Origin of the sequence: Sinorhizobium americanum (assembly GCF_001651855.1) — a bacterium.
Lineage (GTDB): Bacteria > Pseudomonadota > Alphaproteobacteria > Rhizobiales > Rhizobiaceae > Sinorhizobium > Sinorhizobium americanum.
This window is the reverse complement of the sequence record NZ_LNQC01000068.1, coordinates 57,559-77,638: the sequence shown is the minus strand read 5'-3', so window position 1 is coordinate 77,638 and position 20,080 is coordinate 57,559. Positions and strand designations below refer to the sequence as shown.

21 protein-coding genes and 1 pseudogene are annotated in these 20,080 nt (G+C 58.4%); 16 read left to right on the top strand and 6 right to left on the bottom strand.

Going from position 1 to position 20,080, the window contains the following annotated elements; translation table 11 throughout:
• The first annotated feature begins 734 nt into the window (after nucleotides 1-734).
• A complete protein-coding gene (locus ATC00_RS20510) occupies nucleotides 735-2,453 on the top strand; it encodes an FAD-dependent oxidoreductase (protein ID WP_064254155.1) in 1,719 nt (572 codons plus the stop codon).
• 164 nt (nucleotides 2,454-2,617) lie between these two features.
• On the opposite strand, the gene ATC00_RS20505 is transcribed toward ATC00_RS20510, so the two are convergent.
• Both ATC00_RS20505 and ATC00_RS20495 read right to left on the bottom strand, forming a co-directional pair.
• A complete protein-coding gene (locus tag ATC00_RS20505) occupies nucleotides 2,618-3,451 on the bottom strand; it encodes a sugar phosphate isomerase/epimerase family protein (RefSeq protein ID WP_072597154.1) in 834 nt (277 codons plus the stop codon).
• Nucleotides 3,452-3,889: 438 nt separating this feature from the next.
• The gene (locus ATC00_RS20495) at nucleotides 3,890-4,822 is read right to left on the bottom strand and encodes a branched-chain amino acid--2-keto-4-methylthiobutyrate aminotransferase (RefSeq protein ID WP_037381055.1); all 933 of its coding nucleotides are present in this window, start codon (nucleotides 4,820-4,822) and stop codon (nucleotides 3,890-3,892) included.
• An 831-nt stretch (nucleotides 4,823-5,653) separates the two neighbouring features.
• On the opposite strand from ATC00_RS20495, the gene ATC00_RS20490 reads away from it, so the two are divergent.
• The 5 genes from ATC00_RS20490 (at nucleotide 5,654) to ATC00_RS34105 (ending at nucleotide 8,581) form a co-directional block, all read left to right on the top strand.
• Nucleotides 5,654-6,433 carry an SDR family NAD(P)-dependent oxidoreductase gene (locus tag ATC00_RS20490; protein ID WP_064254154.1) on the top strand — a complete coding sequence of 260 codons (780 nt, stop codon included), beginning with the start codon at nucleotides 5,654-5,656 and terminating at the stop codon, nucleotides 6,431-6,433.
• Nucleotides 6,434-6,503: 70 nt separating this feature from the next.
• Nucleotides 6,504-7,376: an acetamidase/formamidase family protein gene (locus ATC00_RS20485; protein WP_234782375.1), complete on the top strand. Its 873-nt coding sequence runs from the start codon at nucleotides 6,504-6,506 to the stop codon at nucleotides 7,374-7,376.
• A 79-nt stretch (nucleotides 7,377-7,455) separates the two neighbouring features.
• Nucleotides 7,456-7,908, top strand: a complete 453-nt coding sequence (locus ATC00_RS20480; protein ID WP_064254152.1) for a type II 3-dehydroquinate dehydratase — start codon at nucleotides 7,456-7,458, stop codon at nucleotides 7,906-7,908.
• Nucleotides 7,909-7,962: 54 nt separating this feature from the next.
• Complete coding sequence (locus ATC00_RS32260; protein WP_412458403.1) at nucleotides 7,963-8,394, top strand: FAD-dependent oxidoreductase; 432 nt, start codon at nucleotides 7,963-7,965, stop codon at nucleotides 8,392-8,394.
• A 4-nt stretch (nucleotides 8,395-8,398) separates the two neighbouring features.
• Nucleotides 8,399-8,581 carry an FAD-dependent oxidoreductase gene (locus tag ATC00_RS34105; protein ID WP_072642931.1) on the top strand — a complete coding sequence of 61 codons (183 nt, stop codon included), beginning with the start codon at nucleotides 8,399-8,401 and terminating at the stop codon, nucleotides 8,579-8,581.
• Here the strand turns inward: ATC00_RS34105 and mocR are convergent.
• Complete coding sequence (gene mocR / locus ATC00_RS20470; protein ID WP_162843172.1) at nucleotides 8,572-10,122, bottom strand: rhizopine catabolism transcriptional regulator MocR; 1,551 nt, start codon at nucleotides 10,120-10,122, stop codon at nucleotides 8,572-8,574. The genes ATC00_RS34105 and mocR overlap by 10 nt on opposite strands.
• 206 nt (nucleotides 10,123-10,328) lie before the next feature.
• On the opposite strand from mocR, the gene ATC00_RS20465 reads away from it, so the two are divergent.
• The 6 genes from ATC00_RS20465 to ATC00_RS20440 all read left to right on the top strand — a co-directional run bounded on the left by ATC00_RS20465 (nucleotide 10,329) and on the right by ATC00_RS20440 (nucleotide 14,953).
• The gene (locus ATC00_RS20465) at nucleotides 10,329-10,646 is read left to right on the top strand and encodes an NIPSNAP family protein (protein WP_037381050.1); all 318 of its coding nucleotides are present in this window, start codon (nucleotides 10,329-10,331) and stop codon (nucleotides 10,644-10,646) included.
• Nucleotides 10,647-10,745: 99 nt separating this feature from the next.
• On the top strand, nucleotides 10,746-11,261 hold the full coding sequence (locus tag ATC00_RS20460; RefSeq protein ID WP_064254151.1) for a heme-degrading domain-containing protein: 516 nt from the start codon (nucleotides 10,746-10,748) through the stop codon (nucleotides 11,259-11,261).
• Nucleotides 11,262-11,269: 8 nt separating this feature from the next.
• Nucleotides 11,270-12,328 carry a maleylacetate reductase gene (locus ATC00_RS20455; RefSeq protein ID WP_064254150.1) on the top strand — a complete coding sequence of 353 codons (1,059 nt, stop codon included), beginning with the start codon at nucleotides 11,270-11,272 and terminating at the stop codon, nucleotides 12,326-12,328.
• A 61-nt stretch (nucleotides 12,329-12,389) separates the two neighbouring features.
• Nucleotides 12,390-13,172, top strand: coding sequence for a sulfite exporter TauE/SafE family protein (locus ATC00_RS20450; protein ID WP_064254149.1), 783 nt, complete (start codon nucleotides 12,390-12,392; stop codon nucleotides 13,170-13,172).
• Nucleotides 13,173-13,247: 75 nt separating this feature from the next.
• Nucleotides 13,248-13,892, top strand: coding sequence for a pyridoxamine 5'-phosphate oxidase (gene pdxH, locus ATC00_RS20445; RefSeq protein ID WP_412458402.1), 645 nt, complete (start codon nucleotides 13,248-13,250; stop codon nucleotides 13,890-13,892).
• A gap of 146 nt (nucleotides 13,893-14,038) precedes the next feature.
• A complete protein-coding gene (locus ATC00_RS20440; protein ID WP_064254148.1) occupies nucleotides 14,039-14,953 on the top strand; it encodes an acetamidase/formamidase family protein in 915 nt (304 codons plus the stop codon).
• Nucleotides 14,954-15,069: 116 nt separating this feature from the next.
• Here the strand turns inward: ATC00_RS20440 and ATC00_RS20435 are convergent, their stop codons facing one another.
• From ATC00_RS20435 to ATC00_RS20425, 3 genes are all read right to left on the bottom strand, one after another.
• On the bottom strand, nucleotides 15,070-15,858 hold the full coding sequence (locus tag ATC00_RS20435; RefSeq protein ID WP_234782374.1) for a sugar phosphate isomerase/epimerase family protein: 789 nt from the start codon (nucleotides 15,856-15,858) through the stop codon (nucleotides 15,070-15,072).
• Nucleotides 15,859-15,927: 69 nt separating this feature from the next.
• Entirely contained in the window at nucleotides 15,928-16,785 is an 858-nt protein-coding gene (locus tag ATC00_RS20430; protein WP_064254146.1) for an intradiol ring-cleavage dioxygenase, read from the bottom strand.
• 21 nt (nucleotides 16,786-16,806) lie between these two features.
• A complete protein-coding gene (locus tag ATC00_RS20425) occupies nucleotides 16,807-17,409 on the bottom strand; it encodes a nuclear transport factor 2 family protein (RefSeq protein WP_037380817.1) in 603 nt (200 codons plus the stop codon).
• A gap of 178 nt (nucleotides 17,410-17,587) precedes the next feature.
• On the opposite strand from ATC00_RS20425, the gene ATC00_RS20420 reads away from it, so the two are divergent.
• The 4 genes and pseudogenes from ATC00_RS20420 to ATC00_RS34100 all read left to right on the top strand — a co-directional run.
• The gene (locus tag ATC00_RS20420; RefSeq protein WP_064254145.1) at nucleotides 17,588-18,412 is read left to right on the top strand and encodes an IclR family transcriptional regulator; all 825 of its coding nucleotides are present in this window, start codon (nucleotides 17,588-17,590) and stop codon (nucleotides 18,410-18,412) included.
• A 167-nt stretch (nucleotides 18,413-18,579) separates the two neighbouring features.
• Nucleotides 18,580-19,236, top strand: a complete 657-nt coding sequence (locus ATC00_RS20415; protein WP_234782373.1) for a hypothetical protein — start codon at nucleotides 18,580-18,582, stop codon at nucleotides 19,234-19,236.
• Between the two features lie 165 nt (nucleotides 19,237-19,401).
• Complete coding sequence (locus ATC00_RS20410) at nucleotides 19,402-19,797, top strand: enolase C-terminal domain-like protein (RefSeq protein ID WP_234782372.1); 396 nt, start codon at nucleotides 19,402-19,404, stop codon at nucleotides 19,795-19,797.
• Nucleotides 19,798-19,925: 128 nt separating this feature from the next.
• Nucleotides 19,926-20,060, top strand: a pseudogene (locus tag ATC00_RS34100) (GMC family oxidoreductase N-terminal domain-containing protein); the annotation flags it as partial.
• Nucleotides 20,061-20,080 lie beyond the last annotated feature (20 nt).

The following is a 20,080-nucleotide window of genomic DNA, read 5'->3' as shown; positions in this document are numbered from 1 at the left end:
ATGAAACGCTTCATCCCGACCCCCGCTCAACGGGAATCACTCTATCATATCAACACGTTTCCACACAGGCTCGGTCGAACTTGGCCTTCCGCGTGGCTGGTAGCGGGCGCTTCTATTCGAAGCGCCGCTATTGAGTACTACAACTCAGCCTGCTCAAAGATGGCCAGGGCGTCGTCGACCTCGATCCCGAGATACCGCACGCTGCTCTCCAGCTTCTTGTGGCCGAGCAAGAGCTGGACGGCGTGTAGATTGCCCGTCTTCTTGTAATATGCGCTGCGCCGCCTTCATCCGTCTCATCGAGAGTGTGCGCTAGCGCCTGGGATCAAGCCCGATCCTCGAAACCCACCTTTCAACGACTCTGCTATGTTGCCGCGTCGACATATGTGGCATGCGTGCACGCGGCTCGGAAACAAATACTGCCTTTCACCGAGCCTGCGACTTCTATCCATGCAGTGACAGCCCGTTTGATCGGTGAGTTCGAATGCACGGCTCGGCCGGTCTTCTTCTGAATGATGATCGTCCGGTCGCCAACATTCGGTTCTACGTGTCCGCAAGCCCCAGACGCGCAGGTGTGGAGGAAATCGAGAATTGGTCTGCTTCACTTGTGGTGCACTGGCGCTTTTCATTCGGCCGGAATGATCCACTAGCATATTCCAGAGCGTGATGGCGCGTGCGCGACGTCGACGTAGGAGAGGCTGTCGTTTGCGCGGCTGCCTCAGGCGGGAGTGGTTCTAATGATTACAAACTTGGACGGTGTCGCGGAGAGCTACGATGTCATTGTCGTCGGTGCCGGCGGGGCCGGGCTTTCGGCAGCGGTTTTTGCGGCGCTAGCGGGAAAATCCGTTCTTGTCGTGGAACGTGCAAGACATGTCGGCGGCACAACGGCGCTGTCGGCCGGGACGGTCTGGATTCCGAACTCGCTGCATACTAGGTCGGTTGGCGCGCAGGACAGTCTGGAAATGGCGTCTGCATTTCTCTCGGGAGTCGTCGGCACGCATTCCGAGCGGAAGCTTCGCGACCAGTTCCTAGCCAGCGGACCTCACGCAGTCGAGTTGCTGGAGAGCCGGACTGAGGTCGCTTTTCGGGCGTATCCGACGCATCCCGACTATGAGCAGCAAGTCAACGGTGCTGTGCTTCGGGGCCGAGCTCTGGAGCCGCTTCCTTTCGATGGAAGAAGGCTGGGCAAGGACCTGCGCCTCTTACTGCCGCCAATGCCTGAATTCACGCTGTTCGGCGGAATGATGGTCGACCGTAGGGACATCAGTCACCTGTTCAATCTTGCGAGGTCATGGCAGTCGCTCCGGCATTCCATCGCGCTGTTCGTGCGCTACGCTGCCGACCGGCTCCGGGGCCCGAGGGGTACGCGTCTGGTGATGGGCAACGCGCTGGTCGCGCGGCTTCTGCAAAGTGTGAAGAAATTGAATTGTGCCATCGTTCTGGACACAACGGTGGAGCGCTTGCTTCTTGCAGGGGGCAGGGTCGAGGGGCTCGTGCTTTTGAACGGCACGCATCAGCGCACCGTACACGCGCGCGATGCCGTCATACTGGCGGCAGGAGGGTTCAATCACCATCCTAAGCACCGACAGCAGCTACTGGGTGACGCCGCCTCGGCGCTTAGCCTCACGACCCCGCAACATGACGGTGCGCTCCACGACCTTGCCATTGCAGTGGGAGCGCAGATCGGACATTCGAATCTCGACGGTGCATTCTGGGCTCCGGTGTCGCGACGCAAACGGGAGGATGGCTCGACCGCCCTTTTTCCGCACTTCATCCTAGACAGAAGCAAGCCGGGAACCGTTTGCGTCAACCAGTCGGGGCGACGCTTCGTCAATGAGGCGACCTCATACCATCGCTTCGCTCGTGCCATGATTGAGGCGCACAGGCACTCTCCCACCATACCTTGTTACATCATCACAGATGCCATCGGCTTAAAAAAATATGGTCTTGGAATGGTCCGGCCAGGTGCGCTGAACCTGCGACCGTTCCTGAACGAGGGCTATCTCACGGCCGGCGCCTCGCTGGCTGAACTTGGCGCCAAGCTCGCGATAGATCCTGGCCAACTCGAAGAAACGATTGCCCGCATGAACGAGTTCGGGCGCACGGGCAGAGATCTGGATTTCGGGCGCGGCGAAACGGAGTATCACCGGATCAACGGGGATGCCGCCGCCTCAGGACCTAACCCCACCCTGGGGTTGATCGAGAAGCCGCCGTTCTATGCCGTCAAACTCTATCCGTCCGATATAGGCGCCGCGGCCGGTTTGGTGACCGACGAATGGGCGCGGGTGGTCGACAAGCGGGGGGTGCCGATAGCTGGGCTTTATGCATGCGGCAATATGGCCAATTCCATTATGGGCGGAACCTATCCAGGCCCCGGGATAACCTTGGGGCCCGCGATCACGTTCGCCTATCGCGCCGTCGAGCATCTGCGGAGCGCACCGCGCGCGGATGGTTAATGATCCACGAAGCCGGTGATCATGGCGATGAGGGGCTTGCCCTTGGCGTCGGATCGTGACGGCTGCGGGCGCAAACGGCTGTAAAGGCGGCGCCTTGATTTGGCCGGAAGGCGGCGAGATCGGCGGCCGCCGCGAGGCCCCGACTCTCCTTAGGCAGACTCACGTCAGGACCTGGGGCGCAGGGGCTCCCATCCCATTTCGGCCAAGATCCCGTGGTTCGCGACGACCACAGGGTCGGGATTGGGAAGAAGAATCTCAAGCGAACTCATGCCCTTGTAGCCGATCTCTCTGAGCGCCTGTGCGACTGCGGCATGATCGATCGTTCCGGTGCCGATCGGGTCGTGCTTCCAGCTGTCAAACGGAGTGTCCGACACGTGAAGAAGGTCCAGCTTCGACGCGACGGTGCGAACACCTTGTGCGGGATCTTCCTTGATGAAGTGGGCGTTCGATACATCATAGCAGACGGTTAGCGCCGAGCTATTGAATTCGGTAATCCACTCCATCATCAGCTGGGCCGTCGGCAACACTCCCATCGGAATATTTTCTAGATAAAGCTTGACCCCGACCTGTTCCGCATACGGAATGATCCGATCCAGGCTGTCTCGGAGCCAGCCCTCTAGCTGCGCACGCGGCGGTGGGTTGAGCGGATTGTAGCGACCGCTGACGAGGACGATGCCGGGGATGTCGAGATCCGCGGCGATGTTCAGGATTTTTTTCTTGAAGCCCAGGGTCATATCGCGGATTTCGGCGCGCGGGCTTGCGAGATTGTGGTCGAGGCTCTGGAGCGTAAGGCAGCAGATACGGACGCCATCATCGGCCATGATCTGGCGCAAGCGGCGCAGATCGGGTGGCGTCAGGTTCTCGGTATCGAGATGCGTCGGGGTTACCGTCACGTCGAATTGGCTGTAGCCGAGTTTCGACAATCGCCTGATCGATTGTTCAAGCGGGGTGATCCAAGCGTCGCTGATTGTATTAATAGCAAGAGGAAAGCCTGCCATAGTCCTCACCTTAAGTTGAGTTGAAATTCGCAGAGCTTCGTCGGTTCGTTTGACACGGGCCAGCCGAACTCTTCGGGATCACTTGCGGAATTGAAAACGCGTGATCGGCCTCTTCCGTAGTGATTTCGACAACGCGAGTCCCGCAAAGCGGATGTCTCGGATCGCGATCTATGATCACGACAAAGTCAAGATCTCCTGCTCCAGCACGTCGTACTGCCACTTGCCCCGCCTCGGTCTCAAGGAGGTGGCGCTACCTCAGCCAGGGCGGCAGCTAGCCGTATTGCGTCGGCGGCTCGGAATTTGGGAAGATCGCGAATGAGGACCGCCGCTCTCGGCAAGGCGAGGAGGCCTTCCTGCAATCGCGATGTGGAGTCAGCCGGCAGGTCCCAGCAGGCCCGCCTCACTGAGGGAACCAAGCCTGACGGACGTCATGTGGGGCTATTCCAGCTCGTAGTTGACAGGCTCACCATGCCAGCCGGCGAGACGCTTTTGCCAATAGGTTTCACGGATCTTTTCACTGATCGGGCCAGGCCGGTCATTATTGAGTATGCGACCGTCGATTCGGCTCACGCCGATCACGCCGCCCGCCGTCGACGAGACGAAGATCTCATCTGCATCGCGCAGCTCGGCGACCGAGACCTTGCGAACCTCGAACGGAATGTTGAGCTCGGCGCATATGTCCATTGCCGATGCGCGGCTCACGCCTTCGAGCATGTTGTAGTCCGGCGTGGCGACCACGCCGTTTGTCACGGTGAAGACGTTGAAGCCGGGACCCTCGGTCACGTTGCCCTCCAGATCTAGGAGAACCGGATAGTCGGCGCCCTTCTCGTCCGCTTCGAACATGGAGAGGTTCAGGTCGCCCCAGTGGAAGTTCTTCGCCGTCGCGTCCACACAAGCATGCGGTATGCGCGGGATCGAAGACACCATCATGTGGATGCCGCGCTCGATCTTGTCCTGTGGCACCAAGGTCGAGAACGGAACCGCGTGGCACGAGAGGTAATTTCTTGCCTTCACCGGGCTGCGCACACCAGGGGCGGCCTGTCCCCGCAGGCAGTCCATTGCGACATAGGCGTTCCGCAGCCCCGACAGCGCCATGAGCTTGTGCAGAATGGTGCGGATCTCCTCGTCGGTCTCCTTGATGTTGAACTTGTAGCGGTTCATCGATCTGCGGAAACGGGCAATGTGGTCGTCGAGCCGAAAGAAGACCCCGTCCCATACACTGACGACATCGTAGACCACGTCCGACCGGCGATACGCCCAGTCGGTCACTGGGATCTTCGCCTCGGCGATGGGCATGAACTTGCCGTCTATATACCCTGCCCCTGCGGACCAGTTCGGTGTCCTAGTCTCTTGATCTACGTTCTTCGACATATTCTCCTGCCTGTATGTGTCCATAGCTTCGTCTCCACATTGGTAAACCGTCAAACATGAGAAGACGGCTCGACCATGTTCAAATCATAAGGTTCGACATAGTATAGTCCTAATTTAATATTAGCACTAAAACTATAGATCCCTCTATTCGGTTAGAGCAAGGAAATCACTAAGAGGGTGGATGCGGTAGGAATTCGCATACATACTGAACATAGAACAAGAATGACTTTTATGCAGCTGATCGTCATCCTCATTTCGCGTCCACTCAATGTAAGTGCAAGTCCATCCTCCTCTATTGGAGCTAGAAGATAGCCGGTGAGTGGCGTTATGAAAGGTCCAATTCTCTATGAAACGAAGGGTCCAGTAACGTTGCCCCAGCAGTCCATGGTTGGAAAAGAGCGGCTCCTCCCATGACGAATGTAAGCGGCCTTCGTCAACGATGTCGTCGCAGCACCGAATGTGTGCGCGGGCGATGCTGTGGGAGATGACTACCGCCTAGCAGCTTTTGATCTCTAATGGCGCGGACCATATCTGCCTTGAAAGCCGCGCCCGATGCACCGATAGACCTTGTTACGCTCGACCAGCGTTGGGCGAATCGAACCGTGGGGCGTCCCGTAGCTAGCAGGCGTCGCCTTTCAAGTCACGAAAAGCAAGCTTCGCTCAAGAAGGTAACTGGTCCCGTCGATTTGTTCGACTTTGGACCTTCTTCAGCGATGGTGTGACGCAATATCCTCTCATCACAGATCGTGTCCGCAGGAGATCTGATCGCTTCTGCCATGGGTGACGTTTTCGACTGACGCCTCTTGGAGGCATTTTCGGCAGGAGGGCGGTTTGGATCTTCAACTTCGTAACAAGACCGCGATTGTAACGGGCTCCACGGCCGGTATCGGCTTGGCCATTGCCCGCTCCCTAGCCTCGGAAGGCGCAACCGTATTCATCTCTGGACGCTCAGAAGACAAGCTTGACGCGGCCGTCGCCGCGATCGGCTTTCCGGTTCGGGCGGTGAGATGCAACGCGACGACCGCAGAGGGCGCGGCGCAGCTCATCGAAGCCGCTCCTGAGGCAGACATCCTGGTCAACAATCTGGGCATCTACGACACTGCCGAATTCGCCAATATAGCCGATGAAGATTGGCAAAATCTGTTCAACGTCAATGTGATGAGCGGTGTGCGTTTGTCCCGGCACTACCTGCCGAAGATGATGGGCAGGAACTGGGGCCGCATCATATTCATCGCCAGCGATTGCGCGGCGATGGTGATCCCCGACCTGATTCACTACAGCGCCACGAAGACGGCCCAGCTCTCAATTTCGCGAGGACTGGCAGAGACGACAAGAGGCTCCCGGGTCACCGTGAACTCGGTCCTTCCTTCGTCGACGCGCGCCGAGGGGACGGAAGGCTTCGTGCGGGAGGCGATGCGGGGTCGCGACATGACCGTTGAAGAGCGGGAGAAGGCATTCTTCAAAGAGCATAGGCCGCTTTCACTCATCCAGCGCATGATCGAGCCCGAGGAAGTCGCTGCGCTGGTGACGTATCTGTCGAGTCCGCTTGCCGGCGCGATCAATGGCGCCGCACTTCGCATCGACGGCGGGAATATTCCTACTCTCATCTAAATTCAAAGCTGCCCTTGCGAGGAGAAAAATGGTGGGATCAAGGACGATAAAAAAAAATCTGAAGTTTCTGATGACGAGGGCCGACGACTTTGTCGATCACATCGAGGTCGGGAATGATGTCACCATCGAGTGTGAGATCAATTGCAACAGCGGCATCCTCACGTCGCTTGATGCGAAGATGTCCCTCGATGATCTGCCGTTTCCGTTTGTCAATCCGCTGACGGGCCCTATCGAGGTGAAGGGCGCCAAAGCCGGCCAGATGCTTTGCGTCACGATTAGATCGATGGAGCTGGACGAACTCGGATATACCGGCTTCCGCTCGGACAGCGGTCTTTTCCAAAACTGGATGTGGGAGCAATCGTCTGAGACGAGTCGCTTCAAGCCGATGCGCATCGCTGACGGTTTGATACATTGGGACGAGAAGCGCACGATCCCGGTGAAGCCAATGGTGGGGGTCCTGGGCGTCGCGCCAGCATTCGGCAGCTGCCTCAGCATTGACAATGGCGAGCATGGCGGAAACATTGACGTGCAGGAGATCGGCCCGGGTGCGACGGCTTATTTCTCCATCAATGCGGACGGTGCCTACCTTTACATCGGCGACTGTCATGCCCGCCAAGGTGACGGAGAGGTCGCAGGAATGGGACCGACGGAAGTCGGGGCACGTGTCACGATATCTGTCGATGTCAAAGAACGTCCGTCGCGGATGCTGTTCCCGCGCTTCGAGACGGAATCGCATATTGGCACGATTGGACTGGCTCGCGCCATGGAAGACGCCATGCGGACATCTTACAAGGAGATGATCTGCTGGCTCACCGACGAATACGGCTTCACCGAGCAGGATGCCTACATGTTGCTGTCGTCGGTTTCAGAGGCTCGCGCCACGCAGGTCGTAAATTCTAAGATAACCTATATATGTAAAGTGGAGAAGTCACTTATTACTTAAATAGGTTCAAAATGTTCTTAAATAATGGGTTAACCTCGCCTTTTTGCCCCCTTGAACTCCCTAACGAAAGATGAGTCGAATGAAGCCTATCTTTGTTTTGAATGGCCCGAACCTGAATCGCTTGGGAAAGCGTGAGCCTGAAATATACGGGACCACCACGCTCGCCCAAGTTGAACAAACCTGCCGCGACGTGGCCGGCGAGTTGCCGGTTCGCTTCCTTCAGACCAATGGAGAAGAAGCCCTAATCAACTGGGTGCATGAGGCGATCGATGAGGCCGCCGGGATCGTGATCAACCCCGCCGGCCTGAGCTTTCAGGCGGTATCCCTTTATGATGCCTTGAAGATGTTTCCCGGTCCGATTTTCGAGGTTCATATCTCGAACATCCATCGGCGGGAGCCGATCTACCATCACTCGCTGGTTTCGAAGGTCGCGACCGTCGTTATTGCCGGGCTGGGAGCCCGCGGATATGAAGTCGCGGTCGCCGAGATGGTCCGGATGCTGACGGACAAGAGCGAAAAAACCGCGAAATAGGCGCGATCTCTCGCCCAGGCGAACACCGCCGAAGTCGAAACAGCTGCAGTCCGGATGGGAGTAGACTTCCGCTACGATACTACTGTGAAGACGCTCGATGTAGAGGTCGGCCAAGTAAACGGTGTCGTCACCTCCCACGGGACGCTTGCGTGCGATGCCGTAATTGTGGCTCTCGGCAGCTACACGCCGCTGCTCTTGCGACCGTTCGGTATTCGCCTGCCCGTCTATCCGGTGAAGGGTTATTCGCTCACGATTCCGATTACAGACCAACGCGGGCCCCGGAATCCACGGTCATGGACGAAACCTACAAGATCGCCATCACGCGTTTGGGCAACTGTATCCGCGTTGGCGATATGGGTGAGATTTCCGGCTACACCAATGACCTCTGCGGTACCCGCCGACGCACGGCGCACGTTGGAACATTCGGTCATGGATCTCTTCCCCCGGCGGCGATGCCAGCAGGGGAGCCTTCTGGTCGGGTCTTAGACCCATGACGCCCGACGGGACGCCGGTGATCGGCAAGACGAGGATCAGGGGGCTTTATCTGAACACTGGTCACGGCACCCTGGCCTGGACGATGAGCTCAGGATCTGCACGGATCATCGGCAACCTCGTTTCGGGGCGGACGCCCGAGATTGACGCCCGCGACCTTGCAATCGCGCGTTACGATTGATCCGCGATCACGGCGGTCTCTGTCTCCTGACGCTCCGGGGACGGGTCGAGGGAATGTGACACTATATCCGCGAGCTGCGAGAGGTAGGACTGCATCCGGCGTTCATCGAGCGCCACATATCCGAGCAGAAATCCACGCAGCGGCTTGTCGCTTTGCGAGTATCGGGAGAGCGGAATGACATTGAGGTTAGCCTCATTCGCCTTGCGGGCAATCGCGGCGTCATCGACATCGCGCAGAAAACGGAACGCAATCTGTATTCCGACGTCTGCTTCATAGGGCTCCAGCCATTTCCCGAGGAGTTCGCGGCTGATCCTCAGAAAATGTTCCCGGCGTTGCGCATAGAGCCGGCGCATTCGGCGCAAATGCCGCGCGAAATGCCCTTCGAGAATGAAATCCGTGAGCGTCGCTTGAAGCGGCAGACTGACCTGGTGCCCGCAAAATTGGGCTGCTCGCTTTACGCTTTGACAAAGCGACCGCGGAAGCACCAGGAATCCAATTCGGATCGCAGGAAACAGCGTCTTGGCAAAGGTGCCGACATAGATCGTTCGGCCATAATCGTCGTGACCCTGCATCGCGGGGATCGATCGTCCCGTTGATCGATACTCGCTATCGAAGTCATCCTCGATGATCCAGGCGGCCTTGCGGTCGGCGATCTCGAGCAATCGCAGCCTCTGCTCCATCAGCATAGTCAAGCCAAGGGGATGCTGACATGAGGGCGTTGTATAAATGGCTGCGATTTCTTCGGGCGGATTACTGAGATCCCAACCCGTCGAGGCTACATTGAGGGGCTTTAGCCGGGCCCCTGCGGCTTGGAAAACAATCCGCGCGTTGACATAGCCGGGCTCTTCCATCCACACGACGTCGCCTTCGTCGAGCAAGGCGCGTGAAAGCAGATCGAGCCCGGCTTGGGCGCCGTTGGTCACGATAACCTGGTCTGGCTCGCATCGGACACCGCGATAGGCCTGTAGGTAGTTGGCTATTGCCTCCTGCAGCGGCGGGTAACCCAGAGTGTAGTTGTAATAGAACAGATCCAGGCTTCGATGGATCAGATACCGTCCAAGAATGCGGTTCCATGTCTTAAAGGGAAAGCTCGAGACATCGGGGGTGCTGGGACGGAGTGAAACGTAATTTTCCGAAAACTCGAACCGCTGCACATCATCAAAGGTTTTCAGGAAGCGGGACGTGTTCTGCACCACCTCTCTCTGGCCGACCACGGCAGCTGCCGGCGAGGCGGCCGGCAGATCAACGACGTAGGTGTTGGATCCCTGCCTGGTCTCGACATATCCTTCGCTGTTCAGCTGCTCATATGCGCGAACTACGGTATTGCGCGAGACAGTTAGGTATTTGGACAGTTCCCGGGACGAAGGGAGCTTTAGTCCGGCGGTCAGTACGCGTCTCAGGATCAGGTCTCTCAACGCCAGATAAATTTGCTGTTGGATTGGTTCACGGCTCGAGCGATCGATTACCAGCGCATCGAGCGGGAGACGGACGGTTTGCGAACTGGCCTTATTATTTGGCAACAAAGTGGACCTTTCGAGCATCCAATTTATTCTCTAGCATCCGTCTGAGTGCGATGCAAGGATGAAGAACATCCAGTCACAAAGTATACGGGCTAGGGTTCACCTTCCTCTGCAAGATGAGAAACACAAACCGAGAGAATGCTCTCATCGGCGCCTAAGAATTCATGCGGCTGAACGCCCCCCATGGGCCGTTGAGCGCGCTTCTGTTGTTGGACCAGGAGTTTAGGATGATCCATGAACTGAGAGTATACCATGCAGCACCCAAGAAGGTCGGGTTGGTTGCGCAGCGCTTTATAAAACATAACACGCCGATCTATCAGCGTCTGGGAATCAAGGTGGTCGGGAGCTGGACCGTGGCCATCGGAGAAGCGAACGACCAGTTTATCTACATGCTCGAGTGGGAAAGCCTTGCGGAGCGCGAGCAGAAGTGGACAGCTTTCCTGAAGGACGAGGAATGGCAGAAAATCTGGGCAGAGACGGACAAGGACGGTGCTCTAGTCCGCTTCGCGTCTAACCAGATCCTGCAGCCCGTCCAGGCAGCCTGAAGACGCCCTGGCGCTGCCGCGCATCCGGATTCGCCTGTGCGGCGGGAATCTGCGTCTGCGGGGAGGCTTAGGCTTCTTGATGGAGTTCGATCGAGCCAAATGACAAGCAACTCGCAAATCGCCCGGATACGCCAGCAGGAATCCGCGCTCGTGCTGGATCGTTTCGACGAGCATGTCGCCTTTGAGATTGGTTCCGCGCTTCGGATGAAGGCGCTTGCGGAGGGTCTGCCGATCGTGATCGACATCCAATCCCTCAACCGCCCGCTCTTCTATGCCGCCTTGCCTGGCTCCGACTTTTCGAACCGGGAATGGGCCAGGCGGAAGATCAACGTGGTAAAGCGGTATCTGCGAAGCAGCTACAGCCTGATGTTGGAGCGGGCAACCGAAGATCGCCTGTTCAGGCTCTCGGAGGGATTGGATGTTTCGGACTACGTCCTCGCCGGCGGCGGTTTTCCGATTAGGGTCGAGAATGCGGGTCTGGTCGGGGTAGTCGCCATATCAGGCTTGCCTGATCGCGAAGACCACGATGTAGTCGTGGCCGCCTTGTGCTCGTATCTCGGCCGAGATCCCGCTGAACTGCTCTGGTATGAACAGGTCTTGCCCGGAGTTCCCTGAGGCCATTCGTGATGCAGAACTTCGTCTACAATTCACAGCCTGGCCGCGTTCTGTTCGGTACGGGAACCTTGCATCAACTTCCCCAGGAGGTGGAGCGTCTTGGGCTTCAGTCTGTTCTGATCCTGTCCACGCCCCACCAGGAAGAGCAGGTGAGTTCGCTCGCGGCGCTGATAGGCAGCAAATCGGCCGGGATATTTGCCGGCGCAACGATGCATACCCCCGTTTCGGTGACAGAGCGTGCGCTCGAAATCGTGTCAGAGAGAAAAGTAGACGGTCTGATTGCGCTCGGCGGCGGATCGACAACTGGACTGGGAAAAGCCATCGCGCTCAGAACCGACCTGCCGCAGATAGTCATTCCCACGACCTATGCAGGGTCGGAAATGACGCCAATCTTGGGGGAGACGACGGACGGCCGGAAGATCACCCAGTCTAGCCCTAAGGTGCTGCCCGAGGTGGTTATTTACGACGTCGACCTGACGGTCACGCTCCCGGTTTCGCTTTCCGTGTCGAGCGGCATCAATGCCATCGCGCACGCCGTCGAGGCGCTTTATGCAAGGGACCGGAATCCTATCATTTCGATAATCGCCGAAGCCGGAATCCGATCCCTTTTCCGCGCCTTGCCGGCAATTGCACAAGATCCATCGAGCAGGAATGGGCGTTCGGCGGCGCTTTACGGCGCCTGGCTGTGCGGCGTTTGTCTTGGTTCCGTCGGCATGGCCCTTCACCACAAGATCTGTCATGTCCTGGGCGGTGCGTTCGGACTTTCTCATGCGGAGACCCATGTAGCTATTCTGCCGCATGCGCTGCGCTTCAACGAAACCGCGGCACCGGAGGCGCTGACGACGCTTCGAGAGGCGGTTGGCCACCAGGACCCGGCGCGGGCGCTGTTTGATCTTGGTCGGTCTCTTGGGGCGAAGATGGCCCTCAAGGACTTCGGGATGCCGGCCGAGGGCGTCGACAGGGCCGTCGATCTGACTTTGGAAACCCCTTACTGGAATCCACGGCCCCTCGAGAGGGAAGGCCTGCGCCAGCTCGTCTCCAACGCGTATGAGGGAAATGTTCCCTGATTCACGAAAGGTTCGGTACCGGCGCGATCCACCTTCGCCGCTCGGAAGGATGTAGCAGATCATGGACGGACAATTCACCGCTACCGGCCTCATTGTGGCGGCATTGGCAGCTTTCATAGTGGGGCTGTCGAAAGGCGGTCTGCCGGGCGTGGGTACTTTGGCTGTGCCGTTGCTAGCTTGGGTCATGCCGCCGCTTTCGGCAGCTGCCTTGCTGCTTCCCATCTACCTACTGAGCGATTGGGTGGGGCTCTACCTCTATCGCCGCCACTATTCCCCCGAGAACCTTCAGACTTTGATACCCTCGGCTCTCGTGGGGGTGGCGATAGGGTGGGTGGCGAGCGCCAGCTTGTCCGGGCCGTTCATCGGCATGATGATCGGCTTCGTGGGAGTTTGTTTCTGCCTAAACATCTGGCTTGCGCAGTGGATCCAGCCGATCGCATCCGACAAGCCCCGCAGCATCGTGGCCGGCGTCTTCTGGGGCGCCGTTTCAGGGCTTACCAGTTATGTGTCTCACTCCGGAGCGGCAGCGTTTCAGATTTACGTGCTTCCGCAGCGACTCGAGAAACTGAAATTCGCCGGAACGGCGACAATTCTCTTCGCCATCGTCAATGCGGCAAAAGTCGTGCCTTACTGGAGTCTCGCGCAGTTTCCGACCATGACCCTTTCCGCGACCGCGTATCTTGCGCCCATCGCAATCCTGGGAACAATAGCTGGCCGCAGAAGCCTCGACGCCATACCGACGAAGCTCTTCTTTTCGCTGGTACAGATAGTTCTTCTTTCCGTTTCCCTAAGTCTGATCGTCAGGTACGCGGCAGAATTATCGCCTTTGAAACCTATCCCGTAGAGACCTTGCATTGGAGGAGAGACTGGACATGCAAGTCGACTTGCGCAGTAAATATCAGGCTGAACAGGCGCTGACATGAACAGCTACGAAGCCGAGATGGGACTCAGCTGGCGTGCTTTCTTCGATGCGCTGCGATCAAGTGCCGATCCGTTCGTTCTTTCTGGATCGTGGCTCGCCGAGGCGAAGAAGACGGAGCCGGACGATGCTAACGCGATGGCGCTGGCAACGGTCGGTACCCACGGGCTGCCCCACGTGCGGATGATCCTTTTGAGCTCCTACGGCGCAGACGGTCTTGTCTTTTTCAGCCATCTGGACAGCGCCAAGGGTGCCGACCTGGCCTTGACGCCCAAGGCCGCAGCCGTGTTCTACTGGAAGTCTTTGCGCCGACAGGTTCGCTTGCGGGGTCCCGTCGAACGGGTTGAGGAAGCCCGGGCCGACAGCTATTTCGCGTCCATACCGCAGGCATCCAAGCTTGCGGCATGGGCGAGCAAGCAATCGAGCTCCCTTCAAGATCGTGCTACCCTGATCAACGCGATGTCGGAGCTGGAATCCCGATATGCATCGCGGGACCTGCCTCGTCCTTCCCATTGGGGCGGATACCGGATTATCCCGCTGCACACGGAATTCTGGATTAACCAACCGTCCCGGCTGCACGAGCGTCTCCTTTTCGAGCGCACTTCTTCCCGTGCGGCATGGTCCCAAAGCCAGCTCTTTCCATGATGGACAACCGTCCGGACCCGCAGGACCATATGGAGCGCGACGAGCCTTTCAGCCTTCGCTCCGGCAACGAATTACCGTGTGCGGTCCAGCTAACGAAGCGGGCCGTCCAAAAAGCCTTCCGACCCTCAATCCCATAGGAGAGATAAATGGCATCCAAGACGATCAAGAAGGCAAACTTGAAGTACCTCATGACCGCGAGCGACGACTTTGTCGCTCAGATCGAGCCGGGGGAGGACGTGAACGTCGAGTGCGATATCGCCTACAATGGCAGTGTCGTCTCCTCCTTCGACGTCAAGTTGACGAATAAAGATTTTAAATATCCCTATTTCAATCCGATGACCGGACCGATCGAGGTCAAGGGCGCGAAGGCCGGCCAGATGCTTCGGGTGAAAATCAAGGAGATCGAGCTGGACGATTTCGGACTGACGGGCCTCATGCCACACAGCGGGTTGTTCCAGGAATGGATCTTCGAGCGGCAGTCGGAATTCTGCAACTTCAAGCCGGTGCGTGTTTCCGACGGCTTCATCCACTGGGATGAGAAACGCAAGATCCCGACAGCGCCCATGGTCGGTGTGATTGGCGTGGCGCCAGCCTTCGGTAGCATTCTCAGCATCGACAACGGCGATCACGGCGGCAATATCGACGTTCAGGAGCTCGGGCCGGGCGCAACGGTCTATCTGCCGGTAAATGTGGACGGCGGCTATCTCTACCTTGGCGATTGTCATGCCCGCCAGGGCGATGGTGAAGTGTCCGGCGTCGGGGCCGTCGACATTGGCGCGCGCGTGACGATTTCCGTCGAAGTCGAAGATCGCCCGAAGCGAATGGACTGGCCTCGCTTCGAAGACGAGACGCATATCGGCACGATAGGGCTGGGCCGTACCATCGAGGAGGCGATGCGCATCTCGTGCCGCGAGTTGATCTACTGGATGGCAGACGAGTATGGCTTCAGCGAGCCTGACGCCTATACCTTGCTGTCATCCATCCTTGAAGGCCGGGCCACCCAAGTAATGAACCCGAAGACAACCTATGTCTGTAAGGTCCGCAAGGATTTCATCAAGTAGGAAGAGGCCACAACCGCCGTCGGGCGCCCGCGCAGCGTCGCGAATGTCGGACCGCCATGGACGGGCGACCTTCCGGAAGCTGGACTCGGTTCGGATCTATTCTGAACGCCGGAAGGTCAGCCTTGACGAGCGGCGGCGGCCTTCGCGATGAGACGCCGCGTTGCGTCTGCGGCCAGCTGAGACCGCTCCCGGACGGTCAGTTGCGCAAGCTTTTGGTTCGGGGCTTCCACGGCGATCGGAATAGTTGCGGGGAGGGCGTTGAGTAGTTCGACAAGCGGGAACTCACCTTCTCCGGGGTAGCTCCGTCCACCGCGCCCTTCCGCGCGCAGCGAGTCGCGGGGAGGTGACGACAGCGGCGCGTCGCTCAGATGTATGTATTTGATCAAGGATGGATCTACATCCTGCAAATCCGATAGCCGTGCGCCCGACCTGAAGAAATGCAACGTGTCGATGAGGAGATGGGCATTGTCCTGTCGCGCCGTTTCGAGAAGTCGTGTCGCCTGCCGCAGGGACCGCAGCTCGACATAGGACATAATTTCGAGCGCGACTTCGAGACCGAATCTGGCGCATGCTTCGCAAAGAGTGGCGAAATTTTCCGTCAGGCGCGAGAAATCGGGATCATGCCCGACGACGAGCAGATGTTTGGCGCCGAGGCGTTCGCCGAGCGCCAGCGCAGGGATCAGACTGACGATGTCGGCGTCGGGGGTCAGCCAGACCGCCTCGATGTCCCATATCGAAATCCCGGTGGCTCCCATGCGCGCGATGATCTGCCTGATCAGCGGCTCGTTGCCAATCACCTCGGCGATCTTGTCCGTGGCCATGGGCGGTATGATGCGAAGACCGGCTGCGTCGAAGCCGCCCGCCGCCGCCGCATCGATCAGTTCAAGCGGCGAGGCATCGAGCACAGTAAGGTGAGCAAGCGAAAGCTTCATGTCTCGTGGCGTGTCCTCAATATGAACGGAGATGCAGTCGCGTCAGGATTTCGGTTTTAGAACGAAGTCATAATGCAGGTGAACATAAGGCTGATTCATGATCCGACCGTCCGCCGCGACGCCGGGGCCATGTTCCACGAAGTCTGTGACCAGGGAGTTTTTCACGCCGAACACGACGTCACTGTCGAGATAGGGGTCGCCCCGCGAGAAAAGATGCGTGACGAGGGTTTCGTGGCCGGGTGCCGAAATCATGAAGTGGACATGCTCCGGACGATAGGGGTGTCGTCCTTGTGCCTTGAGCATGTCCCCGACCGGGCCGTCGTCGGGGATCGGGTAGTATTTCGGCCGGACTGACCAGAAATTGAACTTACCCTCCGCATCCGCCAGCAAATGGCCCCTCATGGCGAGATCGTCGCCTTGCTGAACGTCGTAGAAGCCTTCGTCATCGGAATGCCAGACGTCGATCCCGGCTAAGGAAAGTGCCTTCCCGTCCGTGCTGGCGGCGCTGCCGGTGACGAGCATCGGCGTTCCGTTGACGCCCTCAGAGATGTTGGCACCGAGGGGGAAGTCCTCTCGACCTTCCACGAAGAACGGGCCAAAGACTGTCGTTTCGGTCGCTCCCTCGGGCAGCCGATGGTTGATCGCGTCAACCAGCATCGAGGCGCCAAGAGCGTCGGACAGAAGAATGAACTCCTGCCGCTTGTCGGTACACATCTGACCAACCCGGGTGAGGAAGCGGATGCCGGCTTCCCATTCCTCCTGGCTAGGTTCGATCTCCCGAATAAAATCGTGCAGATGGCGGATTAGCGCCTCGCTGACCGCCTTTGTCCGCGGATCCCCGGCGCCTTGAACCCTCGCCAAAGCTTCCGCGGTTATAGTCGTCTCGTTGAGATCTCTCATCGCAAACTTCTCCGCAAACCCTTAGTCGGCGGCGCCTCCGGCCAGCCAGTTCTCACCGCGTGCGTAGAGTTTCTCCACGGCCTCTCCGACTAGTCCGGGCATATCCTTCTTGACATCATATCCGATCCCGGCTTGCAGATAGGCCAGATGTCTGTAACCGATAGGGAAGCCTTCCAGGACCGAGTGATCGAGCTTGGGGGCGAGTTGGGGGTCGACCGGATCGATACGATCCTTCTCGTAGATCGGCTGGCGCAGCACGATGCCCCACTTTCCCTGTCTCTTCTCTAGGAAGTCGTAGAAGCGACCTGTGCAGACGACGTCGCATTCCACGCCCTCGACGGGCGCGCGCTGGCTGATGGTCATCTTCGTTTGCGCGACCGCGCGGGTGCCATTGATCTCGATGGAGGACCCGCCCAGGAAGTGGAGGATGCGCACGCCTCGCTCAAACCCGGAGCGGCTCACAGCGATGAATTCGTCGGCGCTGCCCTGGAACCAGGTCGCCATCATTCTCCCGTCGGCGTGCCAGACGTCGCGAAACTTCTCCCACAATGCGGCATCACGCCAAACAACCCAATTTTCCAGGAGACCGCGAATCTCCAGCCGCTCGCTCTGTTCCGTTGACATAGAAAAACCTCGCCATTAACAGCATTGACGGTTCTATATGTGAACGCGTTCAATATGTAAACTAGCAATAGGGTCTGCTGTCATGCTTTTATGACGATTGCAATGTGTGATAGTGCGTTTGCATTTATTGAACTGGCGCGTCGGCCTATCGGCGTCGCCCGAGGTTTGGGAACGGAATATGTCAGGTCAAGACCCAAGCGAGGATTACGTCGGGCCGATCGCGCCGCAACCCGAGAGCGGGGTGGTAAAATCGGCCACGCGCGTCTTGGATCTATTCGAGTTTCTGAGTCGGTGGGATTCGGAGAAGATGCATGCCGAAATCGCCGAGGATCTTAGGATTCCCAAAAGCAGCCTGACGCAGTTGCTGAAGACCCTCGTGAGACGCGGTTATTTGAGCTATAACTCCGCTTCAAAGGGCTATCAGCTCGGGCCTTCAGTCGCCAAATTGGCTAAGCGCATCAATGAAGGCAATGAATTGATGGCGCTGGCGGGGCCTGTACTGGAGTGGCTCACCAAGGAAACCGGCGAAACGAGCGCGCTCAACGTGATGAAGGGCGACAAGTCAGAAGTCGCCGCGACTGTCATCGGAGCGCACCGGCTGACCTGTACAATGAGGCCGCGAGACGAGGCGCCGCTTTATGCCACCTCCGGAGGAAAAGCGATTCTCGCCAATCTGCCCGATGAGATGATCGATGAATATTGCGGTCGGGTAACCTTCGAAAAATTTACGGCAGCCACAGTCACGTCGGTGCCCCGTCTGCAAGAGGAGTTGCGGGAAGTCCGGCGCACCGGAATTGCTTTCGTCTATGAGGAATTCACACCAGGGATCAACGGCATCGCTGTTCCCATCCTGACCCAAGCCGGATTCCCATTAGGGTCGATAAATAGCGCCATTCCAGTGTCGCGCTACACTGACGAAAAGCGCGACCAATGCGTTGCTTCTCTCCAGAAGGCCGTCGACGATGTGCGGAGACAGATGCGGCTTCTCAAGTCGCTGCCCTAAGTCCGAGAAACGACGGGACTCACCGGTTGCCGACTTCAGCCTTGAGCAAATCACGTTGACAGCTTTGGCGCGATAATTTACCTCCTATTCATGTATGAGGTCGTGTTCGTGTATATGAACAGAAATCTGACGGCGAGGTGAGCGTGGCCCTTATTGGACAAGGATTTATGGTCGTCTGGCACGACATTCGGGAAGCTGACGAGCCGGAATATCACCGGTGGCACACACGCGAACATATGCCAGAGCGCCTCGGGGTGCCAGGCTTCCTGCGGGGGCGCCGAGGTGTCGACTGGGCTCTCGCCAGGCATCGTTACCTGACGTTGTATGAGGGCAAGCAACTGGAGGTCTTCTGTTCGGCGGCCTATTTGCAGCGGCTGAATAATCCCACTCCGTGGACGAATCGCTTGCAGCCCGCCTTCTACAATTTCATCCGGTCGGGCTGCGCGGTGGTCTCGACCACCGGAAGGGGCGTCGGTGGAGCGATGATCACCATCCGGCTCTCCTTCCACGGGGCCAGTGAGGCGAAGCTGGTCGTAGACAGCGCAGCGATCACGGAGCAGATCATGGCCCTGGACGGCGTTTCGAGCGTTGACATCGGAAGCGCCAGGCCGGAAATCACGAGCGCAAAGACCCGCGAGACGGAGTTGCGTGGCACGACAAGCGATGGGCTCTTTGATGCAGTGCTTCTTGTCGATGGCATCGGGCGCAGGGAACTGGAAGCTGCAAAACCAGGCGTCCTGGACATCCTCCAGGCCTTTGGCTGGAGCCCCAAGACGGATGATGTCGCCGTCTATGATATGGCTTATATGCTTGAGCCGGCGTAACTGCGATCATCGCGGTCTCCTTTCATATGGACCATGGCCGGCTAGGGCTGGTTTGAGGGCCGCCGGCATGTTGCCGGCGATAAAGCACATGCTGGGTCATGGTCGGACTTTCGTCGACTGGCATCACAGCCTGCCGGTCGCCTTGTCGGGGAGCTGAGATCGAAATTGAGGACTCAGATCGCCGTCGGTGAGGACATCCTCGACCCCTATGGATATGCGGACCTGGTTCAGAACGTCGACATTCTGCGGGTGGACGCCACCGCCAGCGGAGGCATTACGGCGGCAATGAATGCGCTGGCTCTCGCTTCGGCGCACGGCCGCCAGGCGCTGCCGCACGTCTTTCCCTATCTTCATGTGCATATCGCATGCGCGCATCCGACGATCATGGGCGTTGAATATATTCCCGAACACACTGGCACCGATCCGGTGCGTAGCCTTTTGCGGGACTTCCCGACGATCAAGAACGGTAATTTCCAGATGACCGACCAGCCAGGGGTAGGATGCGACCTGCATTGGGAGGCGGTCGAGAAGTCGGCTTCGGCGTCCTTCGTGTTTGAATGAGCCGTGATGGCGGCCTCGCGTTGATGTGGCCGCCAGCCAGCCCGCAAATTGGACTAGTCACATTGCGGGATCTTGGACCTTTTTGCGCCGTCTCGCGGCCGTTAGCTTTGGCATAAAGGGGGGCTGGAATGTGGGACTTCATCATCGTCGCTGCGGGGTCGGCAGGCTGTGTGTTAGCGAACCGGCTGAGCGCCGATAGCCGCAATCGTGTAGTGTTGCTGGAAGCGGGCGGAAGCGATCAGCACGCCGGCAATCCCCGAAGCTGACGACCACTCCTCCCGGC